This window comes from Pseudomonas sp. ZS1P83 (assembly GCF_054897825.1).
The window spans coordinates 4,572,335-4,588,423 of the sequence record NZ_CM142706.1; the positions used below are offsets into that span (position 1 = coordinate 4,572,335).

Here is a 16,089-nt window from a genome sequence, read left to right on the forward strand (position 1 = left end):
TATCTCAGACCGGTTGTAACCGCTGTTCAAACACACTGACCCCATCCAAATCCCGCAACACCACGCTCATCTCCCCCGTCTGCCCTTCAATATTCACCTCACCAAAAAACTGAAACCCGGCAAACGGCGAGGTGTTCTGCGCCGGTGGTGCTTTCTCGAACACCACCTGCGGACCAAAGGTTTTATCCAGAGGATTAGGCCCGAAGCTCCCCGCATTCAAAGGCCCGGCGACAAATTCCCAGAACGGTTCGAAATCCTGAAACGCCGCACGCTCCGGATGGTAGTGGTGCGCTGCGCAGTAATGCACATCCGCCGTCAGCCACACAAAATTGCGCACCTGCTGCGCCCGCAGGAAGCCCAACAATTCGGCGATTTCCAGTTCACGCCCTTGGGCCGGACCCGGATCGCCGTTGGCCACGGCTTCCCAGCGCGCCACACCGGGGCTGACTTCACCATCCGGTACGCCGAGACCAATCGGCATGTCGGCAGCGATGACTTTCCACTGGGCAGTGGAGGCCTTTAATTCATGCTTGAGCCAGTCCAGTTGTTCACGGCCGAGGAACGGTTTAGCGGCACCCAGGTTGTCGTCGTTGGCTTCGCGATAGCTGCGCATATCGAGCACGAACACATCGAGCAATGGACCGTAGCTGAGCTTGCGATAAATCCGCCCGCCCCCATCAGCGCTCTGCAAACGCATGGGCGCATATTCGAGCCAGGCCTGCCGTGCGCGACCCACCAGGCTGTGGATATCTTTACTCTTGTAGCGCTCATCGAGTTGCTTGCCCGGCGACCAATTGTTCACCACTTCATGATCGTCCCACTGCCAAATCTGCGGGACCTCAGCGTTGAAGCGGCGGATGTTTTCGTCCATCAGGTTGTAGCGGTAGTTGCCGCGATATTCATCGAGGGTTTCCGCGACTTTGCTCTTGGCTTCAGTGGTGATGTTTCGCCACACACGGCCGCTCTCTGTGGTGAGCTGCGCAGGTACGGGTCCGTCGGCGTAGATGGTGTCGCCGCTGTGGATAAAGAAGTCTGGCAGACGCAAACGCATGGCTTCGTAGATGCGCATGCCGCCGATGTCCGGGTTGATGCCGAAGCCCTGGCCGACGGTGTCACCGCTCCAGACGAAACGGATGTCGCGACGGGTTTGCGGCACGCTGCGCAGATGGCCGAACCAGGGTTCGCTGGCGACGCCGCTCTGGGCGTCTTCGAAGTGCACACGGTAAAAAATCGCCTGGTCGGCGGGCAAGCCAGTGAGCTCGACCCGGGCGGTGAAATCAGTATTGGAGGCGGCCAATGGCGAGACAAAACGCCGAGGGTTACTGAACAGGCTGCGGGTGTCCCATTCCACCACCATCCGCGCCGGGCGATCGCAACGGCTCCAGATCATCGCCCGGTCACCCAGCACGTCGCCGGACTGCACGCCATCGGTGAGTTGCGGCCGCTCCTTGACCGAAGCGATCACCGCCGGCGCCAGGCCTGGCAACAACAGCCCGGCACCAACGGCTTGCAAGACACGACGACGGCCGAGGTCGAATTCGCTCATTGTGATCTCCCTGAAAAGGAAAACTTAAACATGTACGCATGACTCAGGCATGACAAAAATCTGCCAATGCCGCAGATCCCTTGTGGGAGCGGCGGTGCGGCGATCCGACTTGCTCGCGAATACGTATTTACATTCAGCAACCTTGTTGGCTGAAAGACCTATATCGCGAGCAAGCCCGCTCCCACAGTATCCGGCGGCTAGCCGGGCGGATCCAGATTATCCAGTACCCGGTTCACCGCCAGTTCTCCCAGCATGATCGACTGCTGAATCCCCAACATCGTGTTGCACTGCGTGCCTTGCAGATACCTCGCGAAGTCACTCGCCATGACATTCGCTGAGGCCAGCGATTCACAGGCATATTCCAACAACGTTTGGTTGTCGATTTCCGGGGCTATAAAAAAGATTGTGCTGGGCTTGCGTGGGGTCTGGTTGAGTTTTTCTGGATCGATTGATTCGGACGCAGCAGCCGAATCAATATCTGGCGGATTAGGCGTGACCTTATGCATATGCTGACTCTCTTCGCTGGGAGCCGCAGCCTGTTCGCGACTAAACGAAGGGTGGCGGCTGTGTGCAGGTTAGTCGACCGGTGAGAATCAGCATTGCCGGCGCGCCGAAGCGCCCTGCGCACAGCCACCATTAAGAACAGATAAAGAAGTACCTGACTGAACGGAAGCTTGTGCATCTTTGCTGAAAACTTCGGGCGACTAAACCCGATCACTGGAAATCAGTGACGAGAATCAAGTTACCGACAGGCCACAAGACACACAAGCCGGCGGATTCTGGCGCAGTTGTAGGCAATGCCGCAAGGTTGTGTAGCCTCCAAGAAGAGGCTTACCCCCACTGACGGGTGACGTTGGGAAAACGGAGCATGGAATTTAAGAATAGCCCTACAGCCAGGACTTGAAACCCTCTTTAAGGTGGACGCCTTTCATCAAAAGTATGGAAGCTTCTATCATGTGCGGCTGTCCTCGCTGTAGCCCCCGAAAACCGACCCTCAATGAAGTACGCCGCCAACAAGTAGATGTTCAGCGATATGAACAAGGATTGGCTCGAGATGAAGCCCGAAGGAACGAACTCCCGTCTCAGCGAGATTCGAAGCCCATTACCAAAGGTTGCGTGTTTGCAAAAAGCTGTCGCCTCCCTAACGGCGTAATCAATCACAACAACCCGTCCGGATTCGTCCCCGTCGAAAAACTTGCCGATTACGGGTTATGGGCTGTGCTTGGCACCGGTACCGCAATCACAGCCAAAGGAGTCCCCCTGAAACTGGTGGGTGGCTCGGCAGCGGGCAACGCGATTGCTCAACGCCTCGGCGGCTCTCTTGCGCTAACCCTACTATCAGAGTCAGCGATTGTGGCGACGAGTGCAGGGGTAGGGACAATTGCACTGCTGATTCCAAACACCAATCTTTCCTCTGATAGTGCCTTCTACAAAAACGATCAATATGCGGCGCTGGATACGGGAAGAACCCGTGTTCGCATCAATGTGAAAACATTGCCGGACGGCTCTGTCAGCGCTTACGGCTTCTACACGGGCGGGAAAAAAGACTGGGAATTTGTCCCAGTCATCAAGGCCGCCCAGAAAGGCGAGAAGTTTGTTGCTGACATCGGCAACGGGATTGGCCTTACCTGGACGCCTGCGGTAAATCCCGATGACGTACTTGGCATTCCCGCCCTGGCTGGCGCCCCGCAACTACCGTCTGTGTGGGTATACCCGCCCACCGAGCAAGCCAACAAGGCATTAGTGAACCCGGAGCATCCGCCCGAGTATCAGGGTGCGATCATCTGGTTCCCTGCCGACACAGGTGTAGAGCCGGTCTACATTATGCTGAGCGTATTGCCGGGGGATCACAGCTATCACCCCAGACCGAACAGCTTCCCTGCGTTCCCAGGGCTCAAACGCGCAACACCTAAAACTCCAAAAAAAGGCGGTGGGTTACGCGATAGATGGAAAGATGAAGACGGTACGATCTACGAATGGGACTCTCAACATGGGGCGCTGGAAAAGTACAACAAGCGTGGAAAGCACCTCGGTGAGTTCAATCCGGACACGGGGACCCAGACAAAGCCAGCAAATAAAACCAGAGTGGTTGAGCCATGAAATACGAACTGAAGTTTCAGATTTACGGAATACCTGAAAACGGTGACTTGGCTGTATTCGAGGTGGATTTGTCTCGGACCGTTACCACGGATGCCCTGATGCCGATAATGGCTTGGCATGAAGAAGAGGATGCCATGGCAAGCCATCTACTATCCGCCGGGCAGGTTGCAGCCATTGAGAATCTCGCAATGATTGAACTTCCCAAGGAGCTAATGCTGTATCTCAGCAGCTACGAGTGAGCCTTGAATGGCGCGCAACTCAGGGTCTGGATTTAAAGAAAAATGAAACATGTCATAGAGGTCTTCGACAGACACAGTGAGGAGCTTCTCCTGAGTGTGGAAATACCCAATAGCCGTCACAAGGAACTAGCAAAACTAATGGATTGGCATACACCAGAGGATGAGTTTGACGGCTACGATCTTTCGCTAGAACAAATGCGAACACTTGAAGACTGGACCGGCAGAACCCTGAGAGACGAGAACCACATCGTGCAGTTGGTGTGTATCGAGTAACCCACTCCAACGTCATCAGTGAATTGCCAACACAGCAGATCCCTTGTGGGAGCGGGCTTGCTCCCACAGGGTTGGGTGTCAGGCGCTGACAGGCTCTATTGCCAGCTCAACGACTTCCGGTCGCTTGAGCAGCGCATACGCCACCGCAGTCAACAAACTCCCGGCCAAAATCGCCAGCAGATACAACAGTGCATGGTTGATCGCATTCGGGATCGCCAGCACGAACAACCCGCCGTGCGGCGCCATCAGTTTGCAGCCGAAGTACATCGACAGCGCACCGGTCAATGCACCACCGGCAATGCTCGCAGGGATCACTCGCAACGGGTCCTTGGCGGCAAACGGAATCGCGCCTTCGGAGATAAAACACAGCCCCAGTACCAACGCGGCTTTCCCGGCCTCGCGCTCAGCCTGGGCGAACTTGCGTCGGGCAATAAACGTGGCGATACCCAAGCCAATCGGCGGCACCATGCCAGCCGCCATGGTCGCGGCCATCGGTGCATAACTCTGCGACGCCAGCAGCCCCACGGAGAACGCATACGCAGCCTTGTTGATTGGCCCGCCAAGGTCGACGCACATCATCCCGCCCAGCAACACACCGAGCAGAATCGCGTTGGTGGTGCCCATGCTGTCGAGGAAATGCGTCAGGCCTGCGAGCATCCCGGCCACCGGTTTGCCCACCACGTAGATCATCACCAGACCGGTGAACAGACTCGCCAGCAACGGGATGATCAGAATCGGTTTCAGTGCCTCAAGACTTTGCGGCAAACGTGCATAACGATTGATCGCCTGCGCCGCGTAACCGGCGATGAAACCGGCAATGATCCCGCCGATAAAACCGGCACCCAGGGTGCTTGCCAGCAGACCGCCAATCATCCCCGGCGCCAGGCCCGGACGGTCGGCGATCGAGTAGGCGATGTAACCCGCCAACAGCGGCACCATCAGCTTGAACGCGGTCTCGCCGCCGATCTGCATCAGGGCTGCCGCGAGCGTGCCAGGCTCCTTGAAGGCCGTGATGCCGAACACGAACGACAAGGCGATCATCAGACCGCCCGCCACCACCATCGGCAGCATGAACGACACGCCCGTCAGCAGGTGTTTGTAAACGCCGGCTTTCTCTTGCCTGGCCGGGCCTTTGGCACCGGTCGATGCGGTTTCCTGCGTGCCCTCGGCCAACGCTTTGTTCAGCGTCGCCTCGGCTTGTTTGAGGGCGATGCCGGTGCCACAACGGTAAATCTTCTTGCCGGCGAAACGCTCGGTGGCGACTTCGATGTCCGCCGCCAGCAGCACCACATCAGCATCGGCAATGGCGTCGGCGCTCAACGGATTGCGTGCGCCGACCGAACCCTGGGTTTCCACTTGCAGGTCGTAGCCCAGACGCTTGGCTGCTTGCTGCAAGGCTTCAGCGGCCATGAAAGTGTGCGCAACGCCGGTCGGGCATGCGGTGACTGCAACCATTCGTGGGGCGTTTTTAACGACGGCGGCCGTTTCAGCGACAGCTTCGGGGGCGACGTAAACCAGAGCTTCTTCAGCACCGCGCCGTAGCACCGCTTCAACATCTTGCAAGGCTTGCGCCGGGGTGGTTTGGAAGACCCGTTTGCCGACGAATCGCGACATATCCACCGGCGCGCTGGTCACCAGCAACACCCACTCGGCCGCCTCGATCGTGGCCGCCGACAATTGACGTTCAGGGTGCGCGGCATCGTTGACTTCGACACTGGTGCTCCAGCCCTGACGCTGAGCCGCTGCATCGAGCAAACGGGCGCACAACACACTGGTGACCATGCCATTCGGGCAGGCAGTAACAATCGCTAACTTCATTACAAACCCTCTTATTGTTCTGTCAGGGAGCGCATGCGCACGCCCTGTTCGAGCCGCGCCAACTGCGTGGCGTCGCCAATACCGAAACCGATCTGAGTGACCGCCATCGCGGCAATCGCCGTGGCGGTGCGCAAGGTCTGTTCAGGTGTGTCGGCGCTGAGCAAACCGTGGAGCATGCCGGCCAGCAACGAATCGCCTGCGCCCACCGTGCTGACGACACTGACCTTGGGCGGCGTGGCATGCATCGCCGAGCCGACACTGAACCAATTCACGCCATCGGCGCCGTCGGAGATCACCACGTGCTCGATGCCTTGAGCATGCAAGCGGCTCGCGGCTTGCGCTTGCGCAGCCACCGAAACCACTTCGCAACCCAGCGCGTCGGCCAGTTCTTCGGTGTTTGGCTTGATCAGCCATGGCCCGGCGTTGAGCGCTGCCCGCAAGGCTTCACCGCTGGTGTCCAGCGCCACGTTCAAACCGAGATTTTTCAACCGCACAATCAACGCCTGCAACCATTGAGGGCTGATGCCTTGAGGCAGGCTGCCGGCAACGACGACCGCGTCATGCCCCGGCGCAATCTGGTCGAGGCGATCGAGCAATGCCTGCTGCGCAGCTTCACTCACCAAGGGTCCGGGACCGTTGATGTCGGTGATGCGCCCATCGCTTTCCGCCAGTTTGATGTTGCTGCGAGTCTCACCCGGAACACGGATGAACGCGTCGACAAACCCGCGTTTGGCGAACAGGGTTTCGAACGCTTGAAGGTTGTCCTCCCCAAGGAAGCCGCTGACGGTGAGCTGATGCCCGAGGTCCGCCAGCACCTGCGCCACGTTCACGCCTTTACCGGCGGCGTGGGTGTGCATCTCGTCGCTACGGTTGACCTGACCGGGTGCAAGTACCGGCAACTGGACGGTGAGGTCCAGCGCCGGGTTGAGGGTCAGGGTTAGGATCTTGGCCATTACAGGGCCTCCACTAATGCGCGCACTTCGTTTGCGCTGCCCACGGCCAGGGCCTGCTGGGCAAGGATTTGGGTCTGGGCCAGGTTGAGTTCGCGAATCCGCGCCTTGACCTCGGCAATGCTGCGACCCGACACACTCAACTCATCCACACCCAGACCGACCAGCACCGGCACCGCCAGCGGATCGGCCGCCAACTCGCCGCACACGCCGACCCACTTGCCGTTGGCATGCGCCGCACGCACGGTGATGTCGATCAGTTGCAGCACCGCCGGGTGCAAGCCGTCAGCCTGGGCCGACAACGTTGGATGACCACGGTCGATGGCCAGGGTGTATTGGGTCAGGTCATTGGTGCCGATGCTGAAGAAGTCGACCTCTTTGGCCAGTACCGGAGCGAGCAATGCAGCCGACGGCACCTCAATCATGATCCCCAATTGCAGGTCGGCAACCGGAATTTCCAGACGCAGACGTTCGGTCATGTCCCGCGCCTGGCGCCATTCATCGACACTGCCGACCATGGGAAACATGATCCGCAATGGACGGTTGTCCGCGGCGCGAAGCAAGGCACGCAATTGCGCTTCCATGACCTGCGGACGTTGCAGGGTCAGGCGAATGCCGCGCACGCCGAGGAACGGGTTTTCTTCTTTCGCAATCGGCCAATACGGCAGCGGTTTGTCGCCGCCGACGTCGAGGGTGCGAACGACCAAGGGACGACCGGCCAGGCCATCAAGGACGCGACGGTATTCAACTTCTTGGGTCGCCTCGTCCGGCGCTTGCGAGTGAGCCATGAAAATCAGTTCGGTGCGCAGCAGGCCAATGCCTTCGGCGCCCTGCTCCACCGCACTGGTGACCCCCGCGCTTTCACCAATATTGGCGAACACTTCGACCGCATGACCGTCGGTGGTCAGCGCCGGTTGATGGCGTTGTTCGGCGGCCGCTTTCAGGCGTTGCTCGCGGGTGTCGCGCTCTTCGGTCGCGCGCTGCAAGGTCGCCGCGTCGGCGTCCACGTGCAGGCGGCCGCGCTGACCATCAATCAGCAATGGCGTGCCCGGCGCCAGCAGCAACACGGCCGGGCCGGCGCCGACCAGCGCTGGAATCCCGAGGGCGCGCGCGACAATTGCGCTGTGAGCAGTGGCGCCGCCACGGGCGGTGACGATGCCGGCGACGCGGGTCGGATCAAGGCGGGCGACATCGGACGGGCCGACTTCATCCATCACCAGAATGTACGGTTGCTCAGGCTCGCTCGGGGTTTGGACGCCACTCAACTGCGCCAATACCCGACGACCGATATCACGCAAGTCGGCGGCACGCTCGGCGAGCAACGCGTCCTGCAGCGATTCCTGTTGTTTGGCCGCCGCTTCAATCACTGCCATCCACGCCGCTTCGGCGCTTTCGCCTTGCTTGAGACGGGTGTCGACTTCATCGGTCAATTCCGGGTCGTCGAGCATTTCCTGGTGAGTGATGAAAATCTCGCGAATGGCCTTGGACTTGCTGCGTTCAATCAGGCCTTCGATGTCGCGACGCACGTCCACCAACGCCTGTTTGAGGCGTTCGCGCTCGATGGCGGCAGACTCACCGCGCAGCGGGTAATCGATGGTTTGCAGCACTTGAATGTGCGCCGGGCCGATGGCGATGCCCGGTGCGGCGACGATGGCCTGAACCAGACTGCCGGACGCTGGCGCGAGAATCACCTCGGCCACATCGGCGATCACTTCTCGCTGTTGGCTCACGGCTGGCAGCGGTTCGACTTCTTCACCGAGGCCTTCTTCAATGGCGGCCAACAAGGCTGGCAAGGCGTCGGCGGCAATGTTCGGTTCGGCGACAAATTCCAGCACCTGACCGCGACGGGCGCCGAGGCTGAGCAGTTTGCTCAAGCTCTTCACTGACACTGCGCTGTCCTGGCCGTCGACAATGCGCACGCGAACTTCGCCTTCAAAACTTTTCGCCAGTTGCGCGAGGATCTTCGCCGGACGCGCATGCAATCCGTGGGCGTTGGCCAGCGCGATGCGAGCGCTGGGCCAATCGGCCGGCAGTTCACCGCCAAGGACTTCGAGGACTTTACGGCTGCTGGTGGCGCGACCCAATTCGTGGCCGCGACCTTCGATCAGCAACGCACAAAGGCGTTCGAGCAACGCCTGATGGGCTTCACCGAGACTGGCCAGGCAGAACAGGCCACTGAGCGGTTGGCCGAGGTAGCGTATGGGTTTGTCCGGCGTGACGAAGGCCAGACCCGGACGCTTGACCGTTTGCTCGCTGTGCAACCACCACAGGCCATCGCCCAGCGGCAGCGCTTCGACTTGTTGCAACACCGCAGAGAAACCGTTGCTGACACAGTCGGCCTGACGCAGCAAACGTGCGCCACGCCAAACCAATTCCTCAAAATCATCGGCGGACACACCAAGGCCGATCATCTGCGCATCCAGCGCCAGTTCTTGCGGCGCGCCTTGCAACAGTTTCAACAAGGCTTCGGCGGAACTGGCGCGGCGCAGCGCCTGGCCCAGGTCGGTTTCGCCGAGGGCACGGGTCAGCAGTTGCAACAGGCGCAGGTGTTCGTCAGATTTGGCCGCAATACCAATCGCCAGGTAGACGATCTGACCGTCCCCCCAATCCACACCCTCGGGGAACTGCATCAGCCGCACGCCGGTGGAAAACACCTGATCGCGGGTTTCCGGCGTACCGTGGGGGATGGCAATACCTTGACCGAGAAAGGTCGAGCCCTGGACTTCGCGCGCCTGCAACCCGGCGAGATAACCCTCGTCCACCAGGCCATCGGCGACCAGATGCTGGGCCAGCAGGTGCAACGCTGCGGACTTGTCCACAGCCGACTGGCCCATGGATATCTGCTCTATGGTGAGCTCGAGCATGCTTTCTCCTTTTTGGCGCCTTGTGACGCCAGGTATTGTTTTGAATGATTCAGCTTAGGCGCTTAAGCAAACCTTTTCAGGAGGCAGTTTTGGCGGTTTCACGGCAGAACCGACAATGGAGCCCATAACGTAGAAAATACGCCTGCTGAAACGTTTAATCTAGAATGATTGGCACGTTACTCGATAATGTCTCATCCTTGAAGTCCAATTGTCGGATGGGCTGCGACAATGGTCGTCTGCCTGAATCGGGTAGGATTGGCGAAAATGTCGGGCAAGCTCGAAAAAAAACAAGGAAATCCCGGGTTGAAACTCAGTGATATCGCCCAGTTGGCCGGTGTGTCCGTTACCACCGCCAGCTATGTCATTAATGGCAAGGCAGAACAACAACGTATCAGCAGTGCCACCGTCGAGCGCGTGCGCGCGGTCGTCGAACAACATGGCTTTACGCCCAACCCCCAAGCTGCCGGGCTGCGCAGTCGGCACACCCGCACCTTGGGTTTCATTCTGCCGGATCTGGAAAACCCCAGTTACGCACGAATCGCCAAACTGCTGGAACAAGGCGCCCGGGCTCGCGGCTATCAGTTGCTGATCGCCAGTTCCGACGATGCGCCGGACAGCGAACGGCAGTTGCTGCAACTGTTCCGGGCTCGACGCTGCGATGCGTTGATCGTTGCCAGTTGCCTGCCGGCTGGCGATGACAGCTATCGCCAATTGCAGGCCAAAGGCATACCGATCATCGCGATCGACCGGGTCATGGAGCCTGAGCATTTCTGTTCGGTGATCAGCGATGACCGCGAGGCCAGCCTGCAACTGACCCGCAGTCTACTGGACCCGCTGCCCAAGCAGATCGCACTGATCGGCGCACGCCCCGAACTGAGCATCAGCCAGGAGCGGGCGGCAGGTTTCAAAGAGGCTTTGGACGGGTTCAAAGGCGAGGTGCTGATCGAGCACGGCGAGTCGTTCAGCCGTGAGTGCGGCAAGCAGTTGATGGACGAATTGCTACAGCGTCTGGGCCATTTTCCGGATGCGCTGGTGACCACGTCCTACGTGCTGCTTCAGGGCGTATTCGATGCCTTGCACGATTTCCCGCTCAAAACCCGTCCGCTGCGCCTCGGCACGTTCGGTGACACGCAGTTGCTGGATTTCCTGCCGCTGCCGGTCAACGCCATGGCCCAGCAGCATCAGCTCATCGCCGATAAAGCCCTGGAACTGGCCCTGGCCGCCATCGAGCAATCGGATTACCAACCCGGCGTGCAGGCCATCGCGCGGACCTTCAAGCAGCGTATTCGCCAGGACTGAATCGTGGAGCTGATCGACAGCCACACTCATCTGGATTTTCCGGACTTCGACGAGGATCGTCAGGCGCTGCTGGCCGAGAGCCGCGCCCTCTGCGTGCGGCGAATGGTGGTGCTGGGGGTTTATCAGGGCAATTGGCAGCGGGTCTGGGATCTGGTGCAAAGCGATCCCGACCTGCATGCGGCGTTCGGTTTGCACCCGGTGTATCTGGATGACCATCGCCCCGAAGACCTGACGGCACTCGGCGACTGGCTGACCCGTCTGGCTGGCCATCGGCAGTTGTGCGCCGTGGGCGAAATCGGTCTGGATTACTTCATCGAAACCCTCGATCGCAAGCGCCAGCAAGCGTTGTTCGATGCGCAGCTGCAACTGGCAGCGGATTTCAATCTGCCGGCGCTGATTCATGTGCGACGCAGCCATGCGGCGGTGATTGCCACGCTTAAACGGTTCAAGTTGAAACGCGCGGGGATCATCCACGCCTTCGCCGGCAGCAAAGAAGAAGCCCGCGAATACATCAAGCTTGGGTTCAAACTGGGCCTGGGCGGTGCCGCGACCTGGCCTCAGGCCCTGCGCATGCATCGTGTGCTTGCCGACTTGCCGCTTGAATCGGTGGTACTGGAAACCGATTCTCCGGACATGGCGCCCGTCATGTTCCCCGGCCAACGCAACAGCCCGGCCCATCTGCCGGCGATCTGCTCGGCACTGGCGCAAATCATGGCGATCAGCCCCGAGCAATTGGCCGCCGTCAGCACGGCCAATGCTTGCGCGTTGTTCAACTGGTAGTCAGTCGGCGTGGGCCTTGGCGGCCTCCAGAATCAGCGTGATGTGTTGCCGGTGCTCGGCGAAATGAATGACGATGAAATAGACCAGGATCGCAATCAGCGAAAAATTCAGCTGCTCGACCACGCTGAGCATCCGGATCCATTCCATCACCAACGCCACCAATAACGCGGTGCAGACCATGATCAACGTACTCGCACGCAGTAACGCGTGGGAATCGAGGGATTTGAAGCGTTTGATCTGTTTCGGATCGTTCAGCCGCAAGGCTTTGTGACAGTGGGAACAGGCGAACGATTCGTTGATGGCGATGGCGTTGAGTTGCCAGGGCTCGAGCACAAGTGTGCTTGCGCAATGCGCGCAGTGCCCCTGGATTCCAATCGTTGCAGCAGACATTACCAAGCCTCCTCGGAGCAGGTTCAAGTGATTAATCTTGCTTCATTAAAGACCAAAAACCAGAGGCGGTAGGAAATCAGGAAACTGCCGACCGGAAAATGGAACAAGTACTACAGATTGTTCGCACTGTAGGAGCTGAGCCAGCTCGGCTCCTACAGCTGCTTCGGAGCGTTTTCAGACCCGGAACGCGCTGATCAACTGCTTGAGCTCCACCACCTGAGCCGACAACGCACGACTGGCATCCTCGGTCTGGTGCGCCCCTTCGGCGGTACGCTCACCCGCGCGGTTGATCTCGACAATATTCTGGTCAATGTCGTGAGCCACAGCAGTCTGTTGCTCCACCGCCGCGGCGATTTGCTGGTTCTGATCGACGATCATGCCGACGGCGCCGAGGATGTTTTCCAGCGCTTGCTGAACCTTTTCCGACTGCCCCACCGTGCCGTTTGCCATCTGATGACTGGTCCCCATCGCCTTCACCGCAGCGCCGACACCACCATGGAGTTTGGCGATCATCTGCTCGATTTCTTCGGTCGATTGCTGGGTGCGCTTGGCCAGGGTCCGGACCTCGTCCGCCACCACTGCAAAACCACGGCCCTGCTCACCGGCCCGAGCAGCTTCGATGGCCGCGTTGAGCGCCAGTAGGTTGGTCTGTTCGGCGATGCTCTTGATCACCTCCAGCACGCGACTGATGGACTGGCTGTCGCTGGCCAGTTGATTGATCACCAGCACCGACTGGTCGATCTCAGTGGCAAGGGCTGCGATGCTGCCCTGCTGAGACTGCACCAGACCGCGACCGCTGATGGTCTCGTCATTGACGCTATGGGCACTGCTGACCGCTGCCGCGGCACTGCGTGCAACCTCAAGCGAGGTGGCCGACATCTGGTTCATGGCTGTAGCGACCTGCTCGATCTGAGTGCGCTGCCCCGCCACCGCCTGGTTGCTTCGGGCTGATACGCTCTCCACCTGCCCGGCCTGGCGCTCGACCTCAATGACAGTCTGGCCGACCCGCTCGATCAGGTCATGGATCTTCTTAACGGTGCCGTTGAACACCTCACCCAACTCGCCCAGTTCATCGCGGCTGTTGGCGCTGAAGGTCACCGTCATGTCGCCGGCCGCGACTTTGTCCATCACCGCGCCAAGACGCTTGAGGGTGGTGCGGGTCGAGGCGTAGAAGCCACCGTAGAGGTAAAAAATCAACACAAACACCACCGACAGCGCCACGGTCTGCAAGACCATGTGGGTGCGGTTCTGCTCCAGTCGCTGCTGTAACTGGGTGCCGAGAAACTTCAGGGTGGCTTCATTGAGTTGGTACGTCTGGTCCATCAGGCCCGTGACCTGATCGTAAAAGCCCTGCCAGGGCGCATCGAGCGTGTCGGCCATCACGACCTGTTCTTCGAACAGTTCACTGGCCTTTTTCAACGACGCCTTGCTGCTATCGGCCTGAGCAGCCAGGGTTTCCCGTGCTGCTTTGCTGGAACCGAGCGCGTCCTGCAACTTCAGGGCATATTCGGCCTGCAGTTTTTCGATCTGCACCAGCAACTCATCAAAACGGGTACTCGATGCCGAGTTGAGAAAGCCCTGCCCCAGCGAAAAAGAGCCCATCGCCCGGCCTTCGCCAAGAAGCTGTGTAACGGGCGGGGTGACATTGGTAATGAGTTCGCTGAGCTGGCGCATGTCGCTCTGAGTGTCGCGGCTGAGGCCGGCCTGACTGGCGATGATCTGGCTGAAAATCTGCGCATTGCCGAGCAACTTGCCGATCATTCCACTTTTACTTTGCAGGGAATTTTCCGCTTGCTGGGCCTTGAACGCGGCGATCATTTCATCGCGCTTGGCATCGAAAACCGCAATGTGTTCCGGATCGATGGTCATCGCCGTCAACCCTTGCAAACGGCTCAGCACGCTTTGTCCCAGGGTGCTGATCTGCGACTCGACATTACCGGCCTTGCCGGACTGACCGAGGGTGACGTCGATCTGTACCAGATTGTTCAGGGTTTCCAGATCGCGCCGTAACGTCAGGCTGCTACCCAGCAGGTCGAGGCTTTGCAGTTCGACGCGGGTGCCCTGGAATTCTCGATAAGAATCGCGCACCAGATAGAAGTTGGTCACCAGCATCGGCACAAGGAACAGCACGCTGATCAGGCTGAACTTCATGCCAAAGCTCAGGCGGTTCATCAGCGCGACAGCGGGATAGAGCAAGCTCTTCACTGGAGGTCTCCCTTTGTTTTCTTATTTTTATTGCCAGGCGCGGGTCGACAGCAGATAGCCACTATTCGGCGCTAGCTCTGTATAGCTTAAATCGGCGGGAGGTTTTGTAACTTAAGGTTAACGGGGGGGCTTTGCCCCCAACGGGGGCAAGCCCCCTCGCCACAAATGGAGTTCACTGCGCAATTACGGGAGAACGGTCCACAACGCAAAACCGGCGTACCAGAGCACCGCCGCGCGCAGCAGCAGTTCCCAGATCCGGTCGAGGCTGTTGATGCCGTCAGGCCCGACCACTGGCGCTGGAATTTCACCGGCCACAAGCCCGACCTTCTCGATCAATTGGGCGGCGCTGATGTTCCAGTTCAGCAGCTCATGCAACATCACCCGGCTGACCGCGACAAAGTTGCCGACCAACGCAAAACTCGCCGCCAGTAGACGCACCGGCACCCAGTCGAACGCGTGACGCAGTTGTGCGGCGCGCTCGACCACGGCCGGGTTCTGCCCGTGTTCTTCGGCCAGGGCCAACAGTCGATAGCTCAGGGCCGCGACCGGACCCAGCAAGAAGTACCAGAAAATTACCGCGAAAAAGCTCTGATAAGCCTCCCACAGCAGATGCCCTTCGACCCGTTCCAGCAGTTGTTCGCCGTTATCGGCGCAGATACCCAGGTCGCGGTCCGCCACATGAGCGGCAGCTTGCAGGTCTTCCCGGCGCCAGGCATCGCGAAACGGCCCGAGACCGGCCAGCAGATCGCCGCGCCCCAAACTGTAAATCACCACCAGCAGGTGCACCGGCAACGCCAGCAGACCGTAAGCCACCGGGTCCAGCACCAGCAGCAGCAAACCCAGCAGTGCCACTGGCAACAACACCAGTATCAGCAAAATCAGCCACGGACGATTGACCAGACGCGAATGGGTTTCAAGCTTGGCCAGCTCCCGCAGCCAACCGCCATCGCGCTGAACCCGATGGCGCAGGGCCGAGAACTTCTCGATCCAGACCGCCAACAGCAACACCAGAAAACTCATTGTTGTTCCTCTTTTGCCAGGGCGGCGCGATAGCGTGCCCAGTCGAACGCGGGTCCCGGATCGGTTTTACGCCCAGGTGCGATATCGCTGTGCCCACAGATGCGCTGTGCGGTGATGGCCGTGAAGACGCTTTGCAGCTGCCGGGTTAGAGTCGTCAACGCTCGATACTGAGCATCGGTGAACGGCAGATCATCCGTGCCTTCAAGTTCGATGCCCACGGAAAAATCGTTACAGGTTTCCCGCCCTTCGAAACTCGAGACGCCGGCATGCCAGGCACGCTCAAGACAAGAGACAAACTGAGTGACTGTGCCGTCACGTTCGATCAGAAAGTGCGCAGACACACGCAGGTCGGCGATCCCTTCAAAGTAGGGATGCTCCGTGACATCCAGGCGATTCTGGAAAAATTCCTGCACCTTGCCGGTGGCGAATTGCGCTGGCGGCAAACTGATGTTGTGGATCACCAGCAGGGAAATTTCGCCCGTGGGGCGCGCATTGAAGTTGGGCGAGGGGCATAAATGCACACCCTGACACCAACCGCTCGCGGGGTCCAACTGCATACAGGCTCCTTCAACGACGACTGTGATGGCGCCCAGTATGCAGCGATA

13 protein-coding genes and 1 pseudogene are annotated in these 16,089 nt (G+C 59.5%); 5 read left to right on the forward strand and 9 right to left on the reverse strand.

Annotation, left to right across the window (positions count from 1 at the left end; genetic code table 11):
- Nucleotides 1-4 precede the first annotated feature (4 nt).
- Both ACYZT0_RS21645 and ACYZT0_RS21650 read right to left on the reverse strand, forming a co-directional pair.
- On the reverse strand, nucleotides 5-1,546 hold the full coding sequence (locus ACYZT0_RS21645; RefSeq protein WP_462042927.1) for an alkaline phosphatase D family protein: 1,542 nt from the start codon (nucleotides 1,544-1,546) through the stop codon (nucleotides 5-7).
- Between the two features lie 197 nt (nucleotides 1,547-1,743).
- Nucleotides 1,744-2,052 (reverse strand): DUF6124 family protein, encoded by a 309-nt coding sequence (locus ACYZT0_RS21650; protein WP_449643184.1) that lies wholly within the window; start codon nucleotides 2,050-2,052, stop codon nucleotides 1,744-1,746.
- Nucleotides 2,053-2,641: 589 nt separating this feature from the next.
- Between ACYZT0_RS21650 and ACYZT0_RS21655 the strand changes: the two are divergent.
- The 3 genes and pseudogenes from ACYZT0_RS21655 to ACYZT0_RS21665 form a co-directional block, all read left to right on the forward strand.
- Nucleotides 2,642-3,646: pseudogene (locus ACYZT0_RS21655) on the forward strand (colicin E3/pyocin S6 family cytotoxin); the annotation flags it as partial.
- Nucleotides 3,643-3,885 carry a pyocin S6 family toxin immunity protein gene (locus ACYZT0_RS21660; RefSeq protein WP_449643182.1) on the forward strand — a complete coding sequence of 81 codons (243 nt, stop codon included), beginning with the start codon at nucleotides 3,643-3,645 and terminating at the stop codon, nucleotides 3,883-3,885. The pseudogene ACYZT0_RS21655 and the gene ACYZT0_RS21660, both read left to right, overlap by 4 nt.
- Before the next feature lie 42 nt (nucleotides 3,886-3,927).
- Nucleotides 3,928-4,158 (forward strand): DUF7683 domain-containing protein, encoded by a 231-nt coding sequence (locus ACYZT0_RS21665; RefSeq protein ID WP_462042928.1) that lies wholly within the window; start codon nucleotides 3,928-3,930, stop codon nucleotides 4,156-4,158.
- A 78-nt stretch (nucleotides 4,159-4,236) separates the two neighbouring features.
- Here the strand turns inward: ACYZT0_RS21665 and ACYZT0_RS21670 are convergent, their stop codons facing one another.
- The 3 genes from ACYZT0_RS21670 to ptsP are packed head-to-tail and all read right to left on the reverse strand — an operon-like array spanning nucleotide 4,237 to nucleotide 9,790.
- The gene (locus ACYZT0_RS21670) at nucleotides 4,237-5,976 is read right to left on the reverse strand and encodes a PTS fructose-like transporter subunit IIB (RefSeq protein WP_462042929.1); all 1,740 of its coding nucleotides are present in this window, start codon (nucleotides 5,974-5,976) and stop codon (nucleotides 4,237-4,239) included.
- Nucleotides 5,977-5,987: 11 nt separating this feature from the next.
- Nucleotides 5,988-6,929, reverse strand: a complete 942-nt coding sequence (pfkB, locus tag ACYZT0_RS21675; protein ID WP_462042930.1) for a 1-phosphofructokinase — start codon at nucleotides 6,927-6,929, stop codon at nucleotides 5,988-5,990.
- Nucleotides 6,929-9,790, reverse strand: a complete 2,862-nt coding sequence (ptsP, locus tag ACYZT0_RS21680) for a phosphoenolpyruvate--protein phosphotransferase (RefSeq protein ID WP_462042931.1) — start codon at nucleotides 9,788-9,790, stop codon at nucleotides 6,929-6,931. Before ptsP ends, pfkB begins: the two co-directional genes overlap by 1 nt.
- A 303-nt stretch (nucleotides 9,791-10,093) precedes the next feature.
- Between ptsP and cra the strand changes: the two genes are divergently transcribed.
- Both cra and ACYZT0_RS21690 read left to right on the forward strand, forming a co-directional pair.
- The gene (gene cra, locus ACYZT0_RS21685) at nucleotides 10,094-11,089 is read left to right on the forward strand and encodes a catabolite repressor/activator (protein ID WP_462042932.1); all 996 of its coding nucleotides are present in this window, start codon (nucleotides 10,094-10,096) and stop codon (nucleotides 11,087-11,089) included.
- A 3-nt stretch (nucleotides 11,090-11,092) separates the two neighbouring features.
- On the forward strand, nucleotides 11,093-11,869 hold the full coding sequence (locus ACYZT0_RS21690; RefSeq protein WP_462042933.1) for a TatD family hydrolase: 777 nt from the start codon (nucleotides 11,093-11,095) through the stop codon (nucleotides 11,867-11,869).
- On the opposite strand, the gene ACYZT0_RS21695 is transcribed toward ACYZT0_RS21690, so the two are convergent.
- The 4 genes from ACYZT0_RS21695 to ampD form a co-directional block, all read right to left on the reverse strand.
- On the reverse strand, nucleotides 11,870-12,259 hold the full coding sequence (locus ACYZT0_RS21695) for a hypothetical protein (protein ID WP_462042934.1): 390 nt from the start codon (nucleotides 12,257-12,259) through the stop codon (nucleotides 11,870-11,872).
- A 174-nt stretch (nucleotides 12,260-12,433) separates the two neighbouring features.
- Nucleotides 12,434-14,464, reverse strand: coding sequence for a methyl-accepting chemotaxis protein (locus ACYZT0_RS21700; protein WP_462042935.1), 2,031 nt, complete (start codon nucleotides 14,462-14,464; stop codon nucleotides 12,434-12,436).
- A 183-nt stretch (nucleotides 14,465-14,647) separates the two neighbouring features.
- A complete protein-coding gene (ampE, locus tag ACYZT0_RS21705; protein WP_462042936.1) occupies nucleotides 14,648-15,484 on the reverse strand; it encodes a regulatory signaling modulator protein AmpE in 837 nt (278 codons plus the stop codon).
- The gene (ampD, locus tag ACYZT0_RS21710; protein WP_462042937.1) at nucleotides 15,481-16,041 is read right to left on the reverse strand and encodes a 1,6-anhydro-N-acetylmuramyl-L-alanine amidase AmpD; all 561 of its coding nucleotides are present in this window, start codon (nucleotides 16,039-16,041) and stop codon (nucleotides 15,481-15,483) included. The genes ampE and ampD overlap by 4 nt, the downstream gene beginning before the upstream one ends.
- Nucleotides 16,042-16,089 lie beyond the last annotated feature (48 nt).